The sequence below is a fragment of the Priestia sp. FW507-14D1A genome (genome assembly GCF_058781295.1).
This window is the reverse complement of sequence record NZ_JBYSWQ010000003.1, coordinates 50,446-69,164: the sequence shown is the minus strand read 5'-3', so window position 1 is coordinate 69,164 and position 18,719 is coordinate 50,446. Positions and strand designations below refer to the sequence as shown.

Here is an 18,719-nt window from a genome sequence, read left to right as displayed (position 1 = left end):
GTCGAGTATTCTGTCTGAATTAGACAGCCTAGCACTTAGTATAACGATTGTTTACCAATGTGCCTTTTGTAATCAAAACAAATCTTCCTTCTAAGGTGCTCAATACGTTTCTTGAAGTCGCTGTAAAACAATGCATGTGTACAGTCTCTCCTTTCTTGTATTGGCCTTACATAGAATGTATACCCGAAAAAAAATAAACAAAACACGATTTGGTTATTTTTTCAAAAATAATAATAAATCCACTCTGGGGTGTTTTTTAGAGAACGTTCCCATTTAGGTATTCATCTATTACTCTTTTGGTTAATCTACGGCTATTTGTTTTATCTTCATTAATTTCTCGTTCTACGTGCGTAATCATCTCGCGATCATAAATGATACAGCTCGTTTCATCATTCTAATACGTATAGGCTTTGGAGGTTTGTTTTATTTTATATGAGGAAATGCATGAAAATATAGAATATGTAACACAAAAGCTTAATCATTTTTGATTAAGCTTTTGTGTACTTCGCTAGCATTTAGTAAATATAGTCCCTATATAAGTCGGACTGAGTGACCTTTTTATAAGCGAGTCCGTGTTTTTTAGCAAGAACTTTTACTTCATCTACGCAGCTTTGAGCGCTTCTTGGTGATACGTAAATTTCATTGATCAGCTGATGTAAATTACATGTAAGGAGGTTACCATGCTCGTGAGAAAAATCATACGATCTTTTTTCAAGTATATCCATTCGTTTTTGCCATTGATTTGCGGAAATACCTTGAATTTCGAACAGCTTTTGCAGCTTCCAAGCGTGTATGCGACTTGCTACAATAACAAGCCTCAATTCATTTTCATGCTGATAGGATTTGCGCTTATAAAATAATGTGTCATATACAGAGTGGCTGATCATTTCTTTTTGAAAGTCTATGTACTGCACTTTGCCAGAGAAGATTTTATAGCGTAAATCTTTAATACTGCACAATAAATTTTCATAGGTGGTTTTAATAGCTACGCCATCATTCCCCTTTAAATATAGATCCCACATTCCAGCGGCTTCGTAATCATTGATATGCCAGGATGAAACAGCAGAAAATTCATGGATTTTTCTTATATAGGTTCTAGAGGTACGGTTATGACGTTCGCCTTTTTTTCTTAACTCTTCTATGTTCCACATTGAAGAGCATCCTTCAAGGGGGTCGGAAAATGCATCAGGTTTTGCGAAAAAAAGCGCATTGGTTTCCAGTAAATCTTGAAAATCAGACAGGGGCATAAATCGCCACACCGTCGGATTATTGTGCACCTTATAGCGTTCATCATAATCGTCATAGCTAGATTCGAATCTTTTGGCATATTCGTAAGCTTTATCTCTATAAGCTAAATCCATCGGTTTTCCTCCTCTGAATGCATATTCATACTTGAATTATAGCACTTAATTGTTGTAATTTTCAAAATTATCCACCTGTATTAAGAGAGTTCTGTTATCAGAAAAGAAGACACGCCTCAACATCTGCAGCGTGTCTTCTTATTTAATGAAATGAATGTTTTGCTTAACACTTTCACTTTCTGGCTGATTTAATTCCAATAAATAAATTTTATCCGCTCGAAAATCAGTATTCTTCATTTCTTTTTTTAAGGTACGAATAAAGGCAGCTGAACTTTTTCCGCAGGCTTCAAAATAATGAAATGTGTGTACAACAAATAGAATGGATGCTCCACTGTAATCTTTTTTGCTCTTTTTTTGGATGTTTTCTAGCACTTTTTCTATATACTCTTCTACAGAACCTTCCGTCTGGATACGAGGTAGAGCAAAATTTCCTGAATTCACCCTCTGTGCATCTTCAAATTCCAGTTTCCCATCTTTGTAAGAAGTAATTTCAATTCGTTTTTCAGTACCATCCGGCTGAAGAATTAATCCGTCGTATCCTTGACTTCCAATAATAAGCTTCAATTTTGAATTCCTCGGACAATAGGAAGATTGGCTGAAGCAATAAAGCGGATAAAACTCTTCAAAAAACTTTTTGAAACGCCCTTTTTTAAGTCGGGCTAATTTTATATATTCTCTGTTTTGATGAATCATTTGCTGCGTATGTTCAAAATACTGCTTCATTTCTTCTTGCGTTCTGTACACATCAAGATCTTTAAATAATTCATCCATCTTTTTCACCTTCAATCCCACCAACTAAAAAAATCTTCTTACTTAGTAGATACATATTCATAAATGTGTGTGACAATTTTCTTTTTTTTAGATATAGCCTTTTTTAAAACAAAACGTGCACACTTTTCATTTTTTTGCATATCCTGTTATTCGTGCATTCAATTATGAGCGTACGTTTCAGCCTTTAGTTGTAAAAGATGAACCGCAAAGTTACAGCTGATGGCGGATGATATGCGTCTGATTATTTCATAAACTATAACAAACAGGAAACTTAACAATAATTGAGGTGTTGGAAATGTTTGATAATGATTACGTAGTTAAAACCATTCATGATTTACATGTAAAACGCACAGAAAGCAAATTAAAAGTCTTCTTAACTTATTTTTATCATAAAAAATAACATAGATTTATAGACGGTAATATATAGTCAGTTGTTACTTGGAGTTTTTTATAGGAAGAAGAGTTTGATACAAGTAAAAAGGAATAGCAAATAATCCGCTATTCCTTTTTACTGTACTTGCAATTCCCGAATAAGTCCAGCAAGAATTTTAATGCTTCTATCGATATCTGGTAAAGAGGCATAGGCGTAAGAAAGCCGGAGATAACTGCCGGTTTCTTGCGCATAGATACTTCCGGAATTAAGCAATATCCCTCTTTTCAAAGCACGAGAGTATAAAGATTTCATTGAAATAGAAGGTTGAATATGCACCCATATAAAAAAGCCTCCTTCAGGATTCGTCCATGTCGCTACATCTCCTGCATATGTTTCTAAAGCATTCAGCATAACTTTTCTTCTTGTTCGCAATTCGGTTCGTACCGTTTCCATATGCTGTTGATATAAGCCATTTTTAAACCATTCTGCTGCCACTCTTTGAGACAATGAGCTAGATCCATAATCCGTTTGCATTTTAATATCCGCCAAACGCTCAATGACTGGTTCTGGGCCGACTATCCATCCGATACGTAATCCCGGGCTTAATGTTTTAGAAAGACTGCTAACATATAACACGTGTCCATTTCTATCTAAAGCCTTTAATGGCAACGGAGGCTGTTTATTTAGCCATAATTCGCGGTATAAATCATCTTCAATAATAGGAAGCTGATGTTCCTCACATTCTTTCAGCAAATCGTAACGCCTTTTTTGTGACATTAATGTTCCCGTTGGGTTATGAAAACATGGATTTGTATATAAAATAGCTTGCCCTTCTTGAGGGTCGGCGCGTTTTATAGCTGTTACTTTTATTCCTTCCTCATCCATAGAAAGACCTTTGAGTTTCATTCCCGCTGATTGAAATACATGTAAGGAGTATAGATAAGAAGGTTTTTCTAGCAAAACCGAAGAGCTCTTTTGCAGCAGTCCAATTGAAATAAGCTGAAGAGCTTGAAGAGCGCCGGAAACAATTAAAATAGAATCTGGAGAAGATTCAATCCCCATTGTTTTCATATACGCACTTAACTCTTTTCGTAAAGGAAAATACCCCTTTGGTTCTTCGTATCCCAGAACCTCCATGTTTTTTGCTACTTTTTCCATAGCGTATTTCATTTTATCTTTAGGGAATATGTCAGGTGAAAGCTCTCCTTTGCTTAATTGAATAAGGTTTGAGTTAAATTCAGATTCATTGATATCTTGTACCATTGCTTGACTCGGACGATGCATACCTGACTTCACATGAACATTCCAATCGGGCGGAGTCGTAGCCAAGAGTGTCCATGTATTATTTATAACGATTGTTCCCTTTCCCATCTTACCTTCAATTAAACCGTCCGCTGTTAATTCCTCTAATGCCGTGATGACCGTACTTCGGTTAACATCTAACATAGCAGCAAGCTTTCGCTGACTAGGAATTTTACTTCCAATCGGCCATTCTCCACGCGCAATTTTCTCTTTCATAAAATCAATGATGTGTTTGTATTTTGGATAACTTGAACTGTTTCCTTGATTCATACATTTACTCCTGTTTTTAAAGTGGTTGGGTTAATTGCTTTTAAACTGGTTGAAGACATTTTATCAAATGTTTATTAACATGGGAACCACAATAGATACTGGTTGGATTCAAAATGAAAAATGGAGATGAATAGGCATGAAATTAACGTTTAGTCTGGTGTTCTTACATATACTGATGATTAGCTTATGGGCTTCAGCATTTCCAGTTATTCAAATAGGGCTGGAATCGTTTTCTCCTCAGCACCTTGCTTTTGTTCGGTTAAGTATTGCTTCTTTAGTACTGTTAGTTATTGCAATAGGTACACGCATGCGCTTGCCTCATATAAAAGATATTCCACTTCTTTTAGCACTCGGTTTTTTAGGTTTTACCGTATATCACACGGCATTAAACATTGGAGAAAAAACGGTGAGTGCGGGTATTGCGAGTTTACTGGTCTCGACTACTCCTATTTTTTCTTCGCTTTTAGCTATTTTTCTTTTTCAGGAGGAGTTCGGAAAAAGAAAATGGATTGGATCTGCAGTAAGCTTTGCAGGTATTGCACTTTTAACCTTCAGCAAAGAGAACTTTGTACACTCAATTAATGGAATCTTACTGATTCTGCTAGCTGCCCTTGCAGAAAGCATCTATATAGTATGTCAAAAAAATTTATTAAAAAAGTATGGTTTTCTTTCTTTTGTGACGTACAGTATTTGGGGGGCTACAATTTCTATGCTTGTTTTTTTACCTGGGTTAGAAACAGAACTTGCACATATCTCTGTCAGATCAGCGATAAGCGTGATATATTTAGGATTATTTCCAACCGTTATTCCCTATATGGTACTCGCTTATCTGACATCGCGTATAGGTTCTGCTGAGGCTGCCCTTTCTCTTTACTTAACTCCTGCGCTGTCCTTTTTCTTAGCGTGGCTGCTTTTAAAAGATATCCCGAGTGCAACTTCCATTGTGGGAAGCATCATTACGTTATGCGGCGTGTTGCTTACACATAGTAAAAGAAAAGTAGTGGTAAAAGAGACAAAGTTCACAATGCAAAGATAATGTGTATGCTTTAAGGAATTGTCTTAGAGGCTATGTTTTTTATTTATATATTTTATTTAGAACATACTTTAACTTCTTCTTTTTGCAGTTTAATTAACAATTAATAAAAAAGCGCCTTTCTTTAAATCTTAAACTAAGATTTAAAGAAAGGCGCTTTTTTATGTAGTTTCTAATTCCGCTTTTATTTTCCCAGCCACTGCGTGAGTCAGCTGCTGAAGATCGTAAATCTCTTCTCCTGAAAGTACTACATGTCCATTTAAAACATGGTTATGTTTATATGCTCGATACGTCACTTCGATACTTTTTATCGCACGCTCTACTTCATCATTCACCATAATACTTTCATAGTGATAGGATAGTGTTTCAATTCGAATCTGCGTATTTTTCATATTCATTCACCCTCCATGAGCCGTTGACTAAAAATATGACTGTTAGAGGTGAACTATACATAGAAACTTTTTTGTTATCACCTACTTTGTTATTTAGAACATATTTTAATTACTTAATTCATCTCTGCTATTCTTTTTTTTACAAAATACCAAAATAAACCCCCGCTCTTCGGAACGGGAGTTTATTGCTTGTAGTACCAGCCTTTTTTATCTAAAAACTGTTTAAGTTTTACAAAATCCAGCCCAGCTGCGGTAAGTTCAGCGGACGGATTACCTATTGCATGTACGTGTAATTCACTGTCGATTCCTTCATTTTTTAAGAAAGCACGAAACTCTGTTTCCATGTCTTTACTTAATCCGCCTGTTTTAATTGTAATTGGGATAGGTTCTACGTCTTTCATTTGCACAAATCCGCCTGGAACAGCCCATGCTGCATTCGTATAGCCATATACACTAAATACCGTTCCTTTTTTTATAGTTCTAAAATTCTCTGTTATATTCGCATATTTGTAGACTCCAATATCCTTCTTCGCTTTTACTTGAAAAGAATATTTATCTCCGAGTGAAGTAACCTTTGGTAATGATTCTTCGACAGAATTGCTTACACCCTTAAGCAATTCCATTATTTTAGCTAATGTTTTCTCATCAGCTTTTCCAGTTGACGTTAATCCATACTTTTCTTGAAGAGCTTTAACAGCTGCAACAGTTTCGCTGCCATATTGACCATCGGTTCCTTGCTGGGAAAGTTCAAATCCTAATTTAATTAAGTTTTGCTGCAGTTCTTTTACAGCTAGTCCGCTATCACCTTGCTGCAATTGTGCTGACGGCTTATTATTTTCCACCACCGTCACGCCCGTATTAATACTATTAAAGAAATCCAGGTCCATTTCATTGATATCAACATTGCCTTTAATCCCGTTTACTTTTCCTTGATCTGTATATTGAAACATAGACCATCTATCCCAAATCGCCGTATCACCTGGGTTAGCAAATCCCTTAGAACGGTTACTTCCACTGTAACGAGCTATCCATAGCGGATATCTTGCCACAGCGCTTGTAAAATTGGATTTAATAAAACTATACCCCGTGTAAAGAATAGGCGTAATGCTTGTTTTCCTTTCAATATACTCCATCCATCTAACTGCAAAGGCTGTGACCTGCGCTTTTGTTTTCCCTTTATTTTCTTCCAAATCTAAGCAATGAGGCAAATCAACCTTCATGCTGCCTAATTTATTTAAAAAGAAATTAACTTCTGCAATGGGATCATTATCAGCATGAGCAAAGTGATAAAAGCCTACACGTAGACCTGCATTTTTTGCACCTATATAATTATCATATGATTTTTTATCTAAGAAGGTTGTACCTTCTGTTAATTTAATATACGCGCCTTTTACACCATCCGACGCCACTTTTGCCCAATCAATTGTTCCGTTGTGATGAGAAACATCAATGACCTTAATATTTTGATTATTACGGTTTTGCATTGCTATCACTCCTTCATACAAACTATGAATAAAAAAGGAAATGGCAACTGATACAGGCCTATTAAATAGATATTAGGCTTTATAAAAAAACTACAATATGAAGGGATTTTGGTAGCCTTCCCTTATTATAAGAAATGAATTTGTGCAATTTTATAAAGTGAGGAAAGCTATATTCGTTTATACTAATAATATGAAGATATACTGAATAAAAAGTGGAGGAATATGATGTCTTTAATAAAAGAAGCACGTAGATATGCAGAACACGCTCATAGCGGCCAAATGCGCAAGTTGTCCGATACACCTTATATTGTTCACCCTATTAACGTAGGTAATATTTTAGAAAAAGCGGGTTTTAGTGAAGAAGTAATTGCAGCAGCTTATCTGCATGATGCTGTAGAAGATACAAGTGTAACCCTCGAAGAAATTGTACAAAGATTTGGTTTAGAGGTAGCGGGGATTGTTGAAGCTCATACAGAAAACAAATCAAAAAGCTGGGAAGAGCGTAAACAGCATACAATTCAAATTGTGAAAACTGGTTCTCTTGAAGTGAAATCTTTAATTGTAGCAGATAAATTAGACAATTTACGGTCTTTCAAAGAAAGCTACGATCAGCAAGGAGATACGATTTGGAATAGCTTTAAAAGAGGATTCGAAAAGCAGAAATGGTACTACGAATCCATCAGCAAATATGCTGCACAAGGATTGGAACCAAACCAAATTCCAAGTTTTTTTTATACGTACAAACAAGAAGTAAATGATTTTTTTAGAAGTTAATATTCACATGAAGAAATTAGAAAACACTGAAAATAACTATTGCGAACGCGCGGTATACGTATTAAAATATAGTAGAGTCAACACGCAATAAAGACTCTACATAATCGGGACTGTAGTTCAGTGGGAGAATACTTGTCTGGCAGACAAGGGGTCGTGGGTTCGAATCCCATCAGTTCCATAAAACCAGTCGTATCAAGAGTTTAAAACACTTTAACACTCTGCAGGGTGGAATGGTTGCAATACTATTTCATCTGACCTCTTCATGATTTCCATGAAGAGGTTTTTTATTTTCTTTTTACGATTGATCCTCATGGTTTTTATGATTATTTTTTTCACTGCTCCTGCTTACAATTTCTCTAAGTTCGCCCTCGTCGCCTTTTGCATTGATGATTTCAAAAAGCTGATTCAGCCCTTCACTTGTTTCATCATTTGGTTCTTTGCCCATTCTATCCCCTCCTTTTGCTTCTAGGATGCCCATTTTTTTCACATTGTTTCACGAAAAAAGCAATTCATCAATATTAATTCGCCGTAAAAGTATACCTTTACGACCCTTGTACAATTACTGGTTATACAGATATACTCAATCAATTCTTTCAATTTTGCAGCGTTTTATAGGGCTTCTAATACTCATCTATAATGAAATGATCATCACAAACTTCGTTAAAATCGTTCTCTTCGTGGAGATCTACTTCTTTATCTTTAGATATCTCGGTTTCTATTGTAAATAGTTTAAAAAGCTTGTTTAACATTGTTCCACCTCATATCTTTTATTAATACATTCAGTATGATTAATTTATATGAAGCCAGTATGAATTGAAACTTAAGATAATGTGAATGTAGACATTAACGTGAGATGTTAAGTATGCTTATACCCTGGACAGAAAAGTTATTTCATTCTACAAAGAAGTGATTAGTATATCAGCTGTATGTGGCATTCGTTCTATAACAGTCGTTTTTGTTATTCGTTTTGCCATTGTACTAGGTAGCTTAGTTTTATGTATTATCGCTTTAATCCTTTGGTTATCAACATCCTTAAATACCATTCAAATGGCTTGTGTAGTTGGAATTATCCTTTTGCTTGCTTTGTTTTTCTTTAGTTATATCCACAATTGAACGAAAAAACGCAAGCTATAAAAAAAGAACTTTGTATGTTGCTACAAAGTTCTTTTCATAGACACTTACTGTTTGTTAAGAACTGTATGAAATATGAAATAGCTCATACACTGCTTATACAATCGTTAAGACCTATTTAGTTAACAGTCCTTCTTACGTTTTTTCTCGAACCATCCATATGCAATTTCAGCTTCAATTTCTTTGTTTCCCGGAGAAACTAAGAAAATAACGTATGAACCGTTGTTTGGAAAGATAAATTTGCCGTCTTCATCACTTACCAATGTACTTTTCGGCGGAACAACACGGTTAAATACGTTTACCCCTTTAGTAGGAAAGCCTTTTACCATTTCTGCAAATTTAATTTTCCCTTTTGGTTTTGAACGTATTGTAGCATTTGCTGGACTCACATTATCTGAAGTTGTTCCTTTTCCAGGCGGGATAGAGTTAAACCAAATTTCAGCAGTAAAAGGTTCGTTGGAATAGTTAGTGATAGTAAAAGCATTCACAAATAAATCTACTCCGGATCCGGAAGGGTTAACTAACCCGCCCCAAGCATTTCTATTTCCACCAAAACGAATAGGCTCAGTTTGTCCAACAAAATAGTCTCCTTTTAAAGATTGATATAAAGGATTAGGTATATTAACAGCTTTAATATAAGGTTTACTCGACTCGTAATTTGACATACCATCATCTCCTTTCTGTACTATATTTTTGGACACATGCATATATAAATATATTTACTCTTTATATAAACGCAAAAAGATAGACCCGGTACTGAGCCTATCTTTTCCTATCGCTTTTACAAAATAAAATTTCCTCTTGGCCTTTACCTTACTAATGTCCTCGTTAACTGCTGGTGTATAAACGGATTGTTTTTTACTTTGTATTCCGATGCTTTTTTAATACTTCTACTATCACTTCTTAAATAACCACCTATTCTTTTGTAGTCATAAAATGAAGAATTCTTACTTTTTTTTCACAATATTCAACAATTTCATAACAGGCTGTGAGAATATCATGTCTAGACAGTTCTATTTCATCCAATGCAAACTTTGAAAGCTGCTTCTGCAGAACCTCCAGCTTTTTGCTGTCTTCTTCATCGATCCATAGCCCTTCCGTAATACACACATCTGCTAGTTTGTTAATAGATTGAGCCGTCCAGTTTAATCCGGCTGAAGAAATAGTTTTTGTAAGTAAATCGTTTTTTATAGCTAGAATAACTTGACACACATGGGTATAGGCATCAACTTTCTTTTGGATAAATGCTTTGCGAAGCTCTTGCTTGTATTGCTCTTTCGACATCACTATGGCTACGACAGACGTAATGAATGTTCCTGACAGCGCGATGAGCGACCCTATCAAAATTCCGATCAGTTCTCCTGACAAAACGTTCACCTCTTTAAAGGTATTTCTATATGCTATGGGAATGAAGGAAATGATATGAAGATAAACACTATGTAAAAACAGCCCTAACTTTTCTAAGTTAGGGCTGCAACACTAGAATATGATGGTAACCAAATTAGATAATACGACTTGTAATAATTCCTTCAATTTGACCAATTTTTTCTTCTAGCTCAGGCACAATCTCGTCACTTACTTGATTGTCAATATCGATCATTGTATACGCATATTCACCGCGGCTTCTGTTCACCATATCTGCGATGTTTAAATTGTAGTTTGAGAAAACTTGCGTAAGTTGTCCTACCATATTCGGCACGTTGTGATGGAAAGCAGCTACGCGTTTTTTCCCAGTGTAAGGAAGAGATGCATTCGGGAAGTTTACTGAGTTTTTAACGTTTCCTGTTTCTAAGAAATTTTTCACTTGACGTGCTGCCATTACCGCACAGTTTTCTTCTGATTCTTGAGTTGATGCCCCTAGATGAGGAATTGGCACAACATTTTTCATGTTCAAGACATTTTGATTTGGGAAATCTGTAATGTATCGTCCAACTTTTCCACTTTCAAGAGCAGCTTTCATATCTTCTTCGTTTACAAGCTCACCGCGTGAGAAGTTCAAAATATGAACATCCGGTTTCATGATGCTAAACGTTTCTTTATTGAAAACACCTTTTGTATCGTCGGTTAATGGAACGTGAACCGTAATATAGTCAGATGCTGCAAATAGTTCTTCTAGAGACATTGCACGCTGTACGTTGCGAGACAAATTCCAAGCTGTATTAACAGAAATGAATGGATCAAAACCAATTACGTCCATATCTAAATCAAGCGCATCGTTTGCTACAAGAGCACCAATTGCACCTAAACCAATAACGCCTAACGTTTTACCTTTGATTTCTTTTCCAACAAACTGTTTTTTACCTGCTTCAACTAATTTAGGAATTTGATCACCTTGGCCATCTAATCCTTTTGTCCATTCAACTCCAGCAAATAAGTTACGAGAAGAAGCCATAATTGTAGTTAAAACCATTTCTTTTACTGCGTTTGCATTAGCTCCTGGCGTATTAAATACAACGATACCTTGCTCCGTGCAAGCGTCCACCGGTATATTATTAACCCCTGCTCCAGCTCGTGCAATAGCTTTTAAATTTTGGTCAAATGCCATGCTGTGCATGTTAAAGCTACGCACGACAATCGCATCTGGATTTTCGCTGTCGTTGTCAATTTGATAACCTTCTTGATTAAAAACATTTAGACCTTTTTGCGCAATGTTGTTTAATGTTTTGATTGTTTGTACTTTTTCTAATGTTAATGTGCTCATTTTGTACTCTCCTCTGATTATCATCGTAGTTTTACATGTTTTTACCTTTGGATAAAGGAACTTCATTTTTAATTTTTTTAAAAGTCTGGTTTTTTAGCCTACATGTGTGATAACTTCTATATCCTCTCCCCCTAAACAGAAAGAGGTAAGAGATATGTATTAATCCCTTACCTCTGCCCAGGCGAACGGCTACGTCACTATATGCTTCCTCACGGTTATCCGCGTTTCGCCAGTCACATATAGTCTTTGAAATTAAGTATATTCTAGCAAACTCTTTCAGAACGTTCAACCTTTTTTTAAAAGTTTGCTTTTTTCAGTCTAATTTTTACTCTCTTTAGCGAATCTCCTAATATATTGACAAATATCCTAATACATGTTAAATAAGAAGAGTGATTAGCACTCTATTCACCCAAGTGCTAATTATTTTATAAGCCCCATTTGGAAAGGAGAATTTCTTATGTCAAAAAAAGAATTCAAAGCCGAATCAAAGCGATTATTAGAGATGATGATTAATTCTATCTATTCTCAAAAAGAAGTATTTTTGAGAGAACTTCTATCAAATTCAAGCGATGCAATCGATAAAATTTATTACAAAGCCTTAACAGACGACTCCTTGCGTTTTAACAAAGAAAGCTATTACATAAAAGTAAAACCAGATAAAACTAACCGTACCTTAACCATTACGGATACTGGAATTGGCATGACGCAAGAAGAGCTTGAAAGCAGCTTGGGCACAATTGCGCGAAGCGGTTCCCTTGCGTTTAAAAACGAAAATGAAACAAAGGACGGGCACACGATTATCGGCCAATTCGGCGTTGGGTTTTACGCAGCGTTCATGGTGGCAGATGTCGTGACGGTGATTAGTAAAGCGTTAGGCAGCGATGAAGCCCATAAATGGGAATCTACCGGTGCTGATGGTTATACAATCGAGCCTTGCAAAAAAGAAACGGTTGGGACTCAAATTATTTTAAAAATTAAAGAAAATACAGAAGATGAAACATATGATGAGTATCTAGAAGAGTATCGTTTAAAAGAGATCATTAAAAAGTATTCAGACTTTATCCGCTACCCGATTAAAATGGACATAACGGAAAAACGTCCTAAAGAAGGTTCTGATAACGAGCTAGAAGATTATACAGAAGAGCAAGTTATCAACAGTATGGTACCTATCTGGAAGAAAAATAAAAATGAATTGACTTCAGAAGACTATGAGCAGTTTTATTCAGAAAAGCGCTACGGATTTGATAAACCGCTCACTCACCTTCATATTAATGTGGATGGAACGATTCGCTACAATGCCATTTTATTTATCCCAGAAAATAGTCCGTTTGACTACTACTCAAAAGAATTTGAAAAAGGGCTTGAACTGTATTCAAACGGCGTCTTAATTATGAATAAATGTGCAGATCTTCTTCCAGATTACTTTAGCTTTGTAAAAGGTATGGTAGATTCTGAAGATTTATCTCTTAATATTTCACGTGAAATTTTGCAGCAAGACCGCCAGCTTCAGCTGATTGCCAAAAACATCGGAAAGAAAATCAAAAATGAATTAAAAAGCTTGCTTAAAAACGAACGTGAAAAGTACGAGAAGTTTTATGAATCATTTGGCCGCCAGTTGAAGTACGGCGTTTACAGTGACTTTGGCAGCAACAAAGACGTATTAAAAGACCTGCTTTTATTCTATTCTTCTACAGAGAAAAAGCTCGTAACACTAGATGAGTATGTATCGCGCATGCCTGAAGATCAAAAGTATATCTATTATGCATCAGGTGAATCGTATGACCGAATTGAAAAGCTTCCTCAAGCAGAATTGGTTGCAGATAAAGGGTACGAAATTCTGTATTTTACAGAAGATATCGATGAATTTGCAATTAAAATGTTAATGACGTACGAAGAAAAAGAATTTAAATCTGTTTCAAGCAGTGACTTAGGGATTGAAGCAGAAGAAGAAGAGCTCAATGAATCTGAGGAAAGAGAAAATAAAGAGCTATTTGACTATATGAAAAAAGCTTTGGCGGGAAAAGTAGGAGATGTGCGCGCGTCTAAACGTTTAAAAACACATCCCGTTTGCTTATCAGCTGATGGTGAAGTAACGATTGAAATGGAGAAAATTTTAAGTGCTATGCCTGATAATCAGCATGTAAAAGCAGAAAAAGTGTTAGAAATTAACGTACATCATGATGTATTCGCTTCTTTAAAAGATGCATTTGAAAATGATAAAGGGAAATTAGACCTTTATACAAATTTATTATATAACCAAGCTCTTCTAATTGAAGGTTTATCTATTAGTGATCCCGTTGAATTCACAAATGATATTTGTAAAATCATGATATAAAAATCAGGCGCAGAATGATTCTGCGCCTGATTATATGTATGGCATAATAAAAGTACTTATATAGTAAGAAGCGATAAAAATGGGTACGGGCAGTTCTTCTGTTACTCTTATTGAGTGTTTGCCTTCTTTAAAATGAAAAAGGTCTGATTTAAACTCTGCGACTTTTTCTCTTTTTTGATTAAAAATACACGCTTCCTCTACAGCTTCATGACTGCTTAACATGTAGACGTTATTTCCCCATCTAATTTCTTGTGCTCCTTCGTTGTTAATTATTCCTTTACCTAATAGATCTCCCACTGTTTTTCCATTTTCTTTTATCACCCACCGGTGTTTTTTTACGTGATCAATAAACACCGTTCTTCCTTCCCATTGAACTTGTAAATGTACCTTTAAGCCGCAGGAAAAGATAGGAAACCAAGAAATAGAATCTAACACTGGAAGTCCATCACGAGTTAAAAAATCAATACTTTTCGTCCACATATTTTTATGCATTCTCTTAAGCTGTCCGACGTTTTCTCCATTTTCATTTGTAACTGCTATGGTCTTCCCCGCTGATTTAAAATAGGGAAGATAAAAAATATATTCTTGCATATAAGCCTCCAAAGGTTCTGCACTTCATATTAACAGCGTGTACATAGTTATGTTTCTATCTTTCATATATTTTGTTTGTTTCTTTTGATTTCTTTCTTTGTTTAAATTGGCTTTGATTTTCTTTTAAATGCTTTAGTAAAGCAACAATCAAGAAACTAACAATCACAAGAAGAAGCCAAGAGCTAATTTTACTTATATGAACCATTGTCCACTGCTGCTGTTGATCTGGATACTGCCATGCTCCGAAAAATGTTGCGATATTTTCAGCGATCCAAATGAAAAAGCCAATCAGTACAAAAGACAATACTAAAGGCATGCGATATGTACGTTTGTTAACCGTAAAATATACAAAAGTTCGATAGAAAATAAGTAAAGTAAAAAGTTTTAAAAACCAGCGGAAGTCGTAAATAAAATGATGCGTGAAAAAGTTAAGGTAAATAGCCGCACTTAGTATACTGACAACCCATGTAGAAGGCCAGTTCGTAAGCTTTAATTCAAGCCTTCTCCACACTTGGCACATGTAGCTGGCTACACTAGCATACATAAATCCGCTGTACAGCGGAACTCCCCAGACTTTAGTGAAAGCTTTTTCCGGATAGCTCCATGAGCCCATATGAACTTTGTAGAGTTCTAACGCTAGTCCAATTAAATGAAATACTGCGATGACTTTTACTTCATCAAGCGTTTCTCGTTTAAACATTACCATTAAAACTTGAGTTCCTAGACAGACTAATAGAATAAGGTCATATCTAGAAATAAACGGTACTTCAATTATTTTTGTCATAGCCAACGTAAGAAAAATGATAACAGGAAAAACACAAGATTTTGCTTGTTCTAAACCAAAATAGATTAATTGCTTCATTGTCACATCCTACCTTTATAGTATTCCTTAGTATTTTCACAGAAATGATTCCTTGAAAATTATTGCAGATTTTTAAAATTTATTCAATAAGCATCTCCGCTGTTTTGGTAACTAAACTATCATACCCAGCGGAGATTCGTTTTCTCCGTTAACTTTTCAAAAAATCGGTTACTCTCTGTACATAGCGCTCTTTATCATAAGATAAGTACAGATAACTGGTTAACTGTACAGGCTCTCCAAAGAAAAAACGTTCATACAGTGTTTCTCTTGTGCCAAACGGACTCATCGTTAAATCCCACGCTAGTCGAAAAAGCTTAATTCGATCTTCTGCCCCTCTCGATTTAGCTTGTAAATAACGCGTAATATCTTCTTTAACCAATGAGCGGCACGTATTTTCTGTTGGTATTGCCATTAGTCCGCTTGCACCTAAAAGCTGGATAATCTCTGTAAAGGTAGGATATGTTTTTGAAAATATATTTGCGGCAATACGAAGTGTAGTTTCATTCGGACGCATGTATCCCCATGGATCAATTTCCGCTTCTTCTTCTGCTTTCATCACGAGAGCTTTCATTGTTTCTAAAGCAATAATAAGCTCCGTTGCTTTTTCTCGCACATGCGGATAATCCGTAATGTTAATGGTTTCAATCAGAGATTGTACAATCCCTAATACAAACTCTGTTTTGACAATTCTCCTTGAAGTTACCTGATGCAGAGCAAAAGCTGAAAAGGAACTAGAAGCAAGGAATGTATTTGATACGTCTACATTTTCATAGAAAAAAACGCGGTTCCACGGTACTAATACATGGTCAAAGACAACAACTGTATCCATTTCTTCAAATCTAGAACTTAATGGATAATCAAACGTCGATTCTTTTCCTGCAAATGATTCTCTACAAATAAATTTAATTCCTTTTGTATTACTTGGAATCGAAAAAGCAAATCCTTTTTCTTTTCCTTGAATGCCCGCTGAAGACAGTACGAGCAGCTCATCCGTCATTCCGCCCTGTGTAGCAAGCAGTTTCGCGCCTTGGATAACGATTCCCTCATTGTTTTTATCAAATATTTTTGCTGCTATCGGTTCGTCGTTTTGCTCGTAATAAAATTGGGTTCGATTGACTTGAGGATCGATGAATGTATGAGTGAGCGATAAATCTTGCTCTCTCACATATTCATAATAAGAAAGGATGTTTTCAGGAAAGCAGTTTTCCGTTCCTCTCAGGAGTTCTGCAGAAGATGCAAAAGCCATTAATACGGTATTCATATAATCTGGACTTCTTCCCATCATACCATGGGTTAATTGCGCCCATTGCTGGGTCATCTCTCGTCTTTTTTTTAACTCTTCTTTTGTTTTAGGCTGTAAATAAGATGTACCGACAAATTCTTTAGAAGCCGGAGATTGATATGTCATGATATCTTTAATTTTTTTATCATGCTGAAGATCATAAAGCTTAGCTTGACTGTTAATGGCTCCTTTAAAAGCCGGATGTTCTGATATATTGCCTGTTACGAGCTTGCCATCAACCCATACATTTGCTTTTAATTGATTAATTCTCTCTACGTATTGCTTCCCATTAATTGCTGACATACTCCCACTCCCAGACTTTCGATAAATATTTTCACCTATTGCATTTTTATCATATTACGATGTCTTTTCCATGTTTCCTTCATACATCACAGCTTTGAGCACAAAAAAAGAAGGTCACAGTAACCTTCTTTTTTATAATTTATTTATATTGAATATCATTTCTTAAGGATTCAACTTTATTTAATGCTTGGTCAATATCCGGCTCTTCAACATTAAAGTGAGCAAGTGCATCGTGAAGATGCTTAGCAATTGCATTAAAATGTTCGGGTTGAATATTCATATTTGCATGTGCTTTGGCCATCGACTTTCCTGAATATTGATTCGGGCCACCTAAGGCAAAACTTATAAACTTAGCTTGATGCCGACGCTGTTTATCCATGTCCGTATGCTCGAAAAAGTGACTGACCGTTTCGTCTTTTAATACGAGTTCAGAATAAAAATAATCAACTACTTTTTCAATAGCTTCTTGTCCGCCCACTTTTTCATACAATGTTTGTTCCAAAACAATTCCTCCTTTTGTACCTTTTCCCATTATTACCCAATAGAAGTGTTCATATTCTTTAAAAGGCTTCTTTATGGAAATTCGTTGTCCCCATATTTTATTCCTCTTCCACATAAAGAATAAAATGTAAAGAAGTGAACACAATGTAAAGGAATTGTAGAAGCTGCATGTAACATCTCTCGTTACTGGGCTTAGGAATCATTACATTTTTACAAGCGCTTATCTAATATACGTAAGTATAAGCAGGGACGCCTTTCACTCCTACTCGGCATGAAAAAAGAGAGCCGGCAGCTTCTTCGTATTTTTCTTCTTCCTTAGCTGTGGTGATAAATAAGGTTTGTAAATCGTCTCCTCCAAATGTACAGCAGGTTACATTGGAAACAGGAAGATGAATAGATTCTATAATTTCTCCTTTATCTGGATCTACACAAATGACTTTCGAACCTCCCCAAAGTGCTACCCATAATCGATCATGTTCATCAATTGTCATTCCATCGGGAAACCCGTCCATATCCGAAAGGTCAATCACCACTTTTTCATCTTCGAGCCTTGTTGTTTCTTTCGAAAATGAATAAGACATAATTTTATTTTTCGGTGAATCAACCAGAAAGAATTTGTCTCCTGTTCGATTCCAAGCTAGCCCGTTTGACACGCTTAATCCTTCTTTAGCGCTCTTAATGACACCTTTTTCATCTACTACGTACAGCTGGGCTTTTCCTTCTTCATCTTCTTCACTCATCGTTCCAATCCAAAAGCGATTATATGGATCACATTTCCCGTCATTAAAACGCATGGTTTTTTCAAGAGTATCTAAACGGATATACTCTTCATGATTCTTTTTGTTTTTATCAACTAAAAGCAGCTGATTACGGGTAGAGACAATCAATTTTGAATGATTGGTTTTAGAAACGCTTGTAACGACTGAAGGAAGAGCAATATCTTCTAAGGTTGTCGTTTTTGGATCGTACGTAAGAAGCTTTTTATCTAAGATGTCTACTAACACTAATTTTTGATTTTCTTCATCCCATAGGGGTCCTTCAAGCAAACGGCCATCGTACTTTTTTTCAATTTTTGCTTCCATTTTCAAGCTCCTTTTTCATTTTTATGTACAATCATTTTTTTATAATCGCTTTCTCAAAAAAACATTCTTTTAAACAAATAGAAAAAGTTAGGAATATCTTTCCTTTTTCATAAATACCCGTTGTATGACATTCTTTAAACACCAGGTTCTAAGAGAATCTTTTCATAAAAA

At 35.6% G+C, this 18,719-nt stretch carries 17 protein-coding genes, 1 tRNA gene and 1 riboswitch; of the genes, 4 read left to right on the top strand and 14 right to left on the bottom strand.

The features are described from left to right. Positions 1–515: 515 nt before the first annotated feature. The 3 genes from AC3WJG_RS13880 to pdxR form a co-directional block, all read right to left on the bottom strand. Positions 516–1,361, bottom strand: a complete 846-nt coding sequence (locus AC3WJG_RS13880; protein ID WP_098333154.1) for a DUF2971 domain-containing protein — start codon at positions 1,359–1,361, stop codon at positions 516–518. 138 nt (positions 1,362–1,499) lie between these two features. Continuing rightward, positions 1,500–2,132 (bottom strand): hypothetical protein, encoded by a 633-nt coding sequence (locus tag AC3WJG_RS13875; protein WP_098331728.1) that lies wholly within the window; start codon positions 2,130–2,132, stop codon positions 1,500–1,502. A gap of 508 nt (positions 2,133–2,640) precedes the next feature. Continuing rightward, complete coding sequence (gene pdxR / locus AC3WJG_RS13870; protein WP_337134326.1) at positions 2,641–4,077, bottom strand: MocR-like pyridoxine biosynthesis transcription factor PdxR; 1,437 nt, start codon at positions 4,075–4,077, stop codon at positions 2,641–2,643. A gap of 136 nt (positions 4,078–4,213) precedes the next feature. On the opposite strand from pdxR, the gene AC3WJG_RS13865 reads away from it, so the two are divergent. Beyond that, on the top strand, positions 4,214–5,113 hold the full coding sequence (locus tag AC3WJG_RS13865) for a DMT family transporter (protein WP_225049738.1): 900 nt from the start codon (positions 4,214–4,216) through the stop codon (positions 5,111–5,113). 158 nt (positions 5,114–5,271) lie between these two features. Here the strand turns inward: AC3WJG_RS13865 and AC3WJG_RS13860 are convergent, their stop codons facing one another. Together AC3WJG_RS13860 and AC3WJG_RS13855 are read right to left on the bottom strand one after the other, a co-directional pair. Then, entirely contained in the window at positions 5,272–5,502 is a 231-nt protein-coding gene (locus AC3WJG_RS13860; protein ID WP_016764194.1) for a hypothetical protein, read from the bottom strand. Between the two features lie 182 nt (positions 5,503–5,684). Further along, positions 5,685–6,986 (bottom strand): GH25 family lysozyme, encoded by a 1,302-nt coding sequence (locus tag AC3WJG_RS13855; protein WP_337134325.1) that lies wholly within the window; start codon positions 6,984–6,986, stop codon positions 5,685–5,687. Between the two features lie 225 nt (positions 6,987–7,211). On the opposite strand from AC3WJG_RS13855, the gene AC3WJG_RS13850 reads away from it, so the two are divergent. Next, entirely contained in the window at positions 7,212–7,760 is a 549-nt protein-coding gene (locus tag AC3WJG_RS13850; RefSeq protein WP_102812739.1) for an HD domain-containing protein, read from the top strand. Between the two features lie 106 nt (positions 7,761–7,866). After that, a tRNA-Ala gene (locus tag AC3WJG_RS13845) sits at positions 7,867–7,938 on the top strand. 117 nt (positions 7,939–8,055) lie between these two features. Here AC3WJG_RS13845 and AC3WJG_RS13840 read toward each other — a convergent pair. The 4 genes from AC3WJG_RS13840 to AC3WJG_RS13825 form a co-directional block, all read right to left on the bottom strand. Further along, positions 8,056–8,205: a hypothetical protein gene (locus tag AC3WJG_RS13840; protein WP_013057122.1), complete on the bottom strand. Its 150-nt coding sequence runs from the start codon at positions 8,203–8,205 to the stop codon at positions 8,056–8,058. An 808-nt stretch (positions 8,206–9,013) separates the two neighbouring features. Then, positions 9,014–9,556: a DUF6143 family protein gene (locus AC3WJG_RS13835; protein ID WP_102812738.1), complete on the bottom strand. Its 543-nt coding sequence runs from the start codon at positions 9,554–9,556 to the stop codon at positions 9,014–9,016. Positions 9,557–9,806: 250 nt separating this feature from the next. After that, positions 9,807–10,268 carry a hypothetical protein gene (locus AC3WJG_RS13830; RefSeq protein ID WP_337134324.1) on the bottom strand — a complete coding sequence of 154 codons (462 nt, stop codon included), beginning with the start codon at positions 10,266–10,268 and terminating at the stop codon, positions 9,807–9,809. Positions 10,269–10,392: 124 nt separating this feature from the next. Beyond that, positions 10,393–11,592 carry a phosphoglycerate dehydrogenase gene (locus AC3WJG_RS13825; RefSeq protein ID WP_013057119.1) on the bottom strand — a complete coding sequence of 400 codons (1,200 nt, stop codon included), beginning with the start codon at positions 11,590–11,592 and terminating at the stop codon, positions 10,393–10,395. Positions 11,593–11,760: 168 nt separating this feature from the next. Further along, positions 11,761–11,839: riboswitch (ZMP/ZTP riboswitch) on the bottom strand. Between the two features lie 210 nt (positions 11,840–12,049). Here AC3WJG_RS13825 and htpG point away from each other — a divergent pair. Beyond that, positions 12,050–13,927, top strand: a complete 1,878-nt coding sequence (gene htpG / locus AC3WJG_RS13820) for a molecular chaperone HtpG (RefSeq protein ID WP_102812736.1) — start codon at positions 12,050–12,052, stop codon at positions 13,925–13,927. A 30-nt stretch (positions 13,928–13,957) separates the two neighbouring features. Here htpG and AC3WJG_RS13815 read toward each other — a convergent pair whose 3' ends face one another. The 5 genes from AC3WJG_RS13815 to AC3WJG_RS13795 form a co-directional block, all read right to left on the bottom strand. Next, positions 13,958–14,518, bottom strand: a complete 561-nt coding sequence (locus AC3WJG_RS13815) for a tubby C-terminal domain-like protein (protein ID WP_337134323.1) — start codon at positions 14,516–14,518, stop codon at positions 13,958–13,960. Positions 14,519–14,573: 55 nt separating this feature from the next. Further along, entirely contained in the window at positions 14,574–15,380 is an 807-nt protein-coding gene (locus AC3WJG_RS13810; protein WP_098432845.1) for a DUF817 domain-containing protein, read from the bottom strand. A gap of 148 nt (positions 15,381–15,528) precedes the next feature. Continuing rightward, positions 15,529–16,965, bottom strand: a complete 1,437-nt coding sequence (gene hpaB / locus AC3WJG_RS13805) for a 4-hydroxyphenylacetate 3-monooxygenase, oxygenase component (protein ID WP_492588319.1) — start codon at positions 16,963–16,965, stop codon at positions 15,529–15,531. A 139-nt stretch (positions 16,966–17,104) separates the two neighbouring features. Beyond that, positions 17,105–17,467, bottom strand: coding sequence for a group I truncated hemoglobin (locus AC3WJG_RS13800; RefSeq protein WP_013083221.1), 363 nt, complete (start codon positions 17,465–17,467; stop codon positions 17,105–17,107). Between the two features lie 223 nt (positions 17,468–17,690). Next, a complete protein-coding gene (locus tag AC3WJG_RS13795) occupies positions 17,691–18,548 on the bottom strand; it encodes an SMP-30/gluconolactonase/LRE family protein (RefSeq protein WP_025751869.1) in 858 nt (285 codons plus the stop codon). Between the last annotated feature and the right edge of the window lie 171 nt (positions 18,549–18,719).

Coding starts and splice junctions, on each gene's coding strand:
- AC3WJG_RS13880 (WP_098333154.1), bottom strand. CDS start 1,361: ATGGATTTAGCTTATAGAGATAAAGCTTACGAATATGCCAAAAGATTC.
- AC3WJG_RS13875 (WP_098331728.1), bottom strand. CDS start 2,132: ATGGATGAATTATTTAAAGATCTTGATGTGTACAGAACGCAAGAAGAA.
- pdxR (WP_337134326.1), bottom strand. CDS start 4,077: ATGAATCAAGGAAACAGTTCAAGTTATCCAAAATACAAACACATCATT.
- AC3WJG_RS13865 (WP_225049738.1), top strand. CDS start 4,214: ATGAAATTAACGTTTAGTCTGGTGTTCTTACATATACTGATGATTAGC.
- AC3WJG_RS13860 (WP_016764194.1), bottom strand. CDS start 5,502: ATGAAAAATACGCAGATTCGAATTGAAACACTATCCTATCACTATGAA.
- AC3WJG_RS13855 (WP_337134325.1), bottom strand. CDS start 6,986: ATGCAAAACCGTAATAATCAAAATATTAAGGTCATTGATGTTTCTCAT.
- AC3WJG_RS13850 (WP_102812739.1), top strand. CDS start 7,212: ATGTCTTTAATAAAAGAAGCACGTAGATATGCAGAACACGCTCATAGC.
- AC3WJG_RS13840 (WP_013057122.1), bottom strand. CDS start 8,205: ATGGGCAAAGAACCAAATGATGAAACAAGTGAAGGGCTGAATCAGCTT.
- AC3WJG_RS13835 (WP_102812738.1), bottom strand. CDS start 9,556: ATGTCAAATTACGAGTCGAGTAAACCTTATATTAAAGCTGTTAATATA.
- AC3WJG_RS13825 (WP_013057119.1), bottom strand. CDS start 11,592: ATGAGCACATTAACATTAGAAAAAGTACAAACAATCAAAACATTAAAC.
- htpG (WP_102812736.1), top strand. CDS start 12,050: ATGTCAAAAAAAGAATTCAAAGCCGAATCAAAGCGATTATTAGAGATG.
- AC3WJG_RS13815 (WP_337134323.1), bottom strand. CDS start 14,518: ATGCAAGAATATATTTTTTATCTTCCCTATTTTAAATCAGCGGGGAAG.
- AC3WJG_RS13810 (WP_098432845.1), bottom strand. CDS start 15,380: ATGAAGCAATTAATCTATTTTGGTTTAGAACAAGCAAAATCTTGTGTT.
- hpaB (WP_492588319.1), bottom strand. CDS start 16,965: ATGTCAGCAATTAATGGGAAGCAATACGTAGAGAGAATTAATCAATTA.
- AC3WJG_RS13795 (WP_025751869.1), bottom strand. CDS start 18,548: ATGGAAGCAAAAATTGAAAAAAAGTACGATGGCCGTTTGCTTGAAGGA.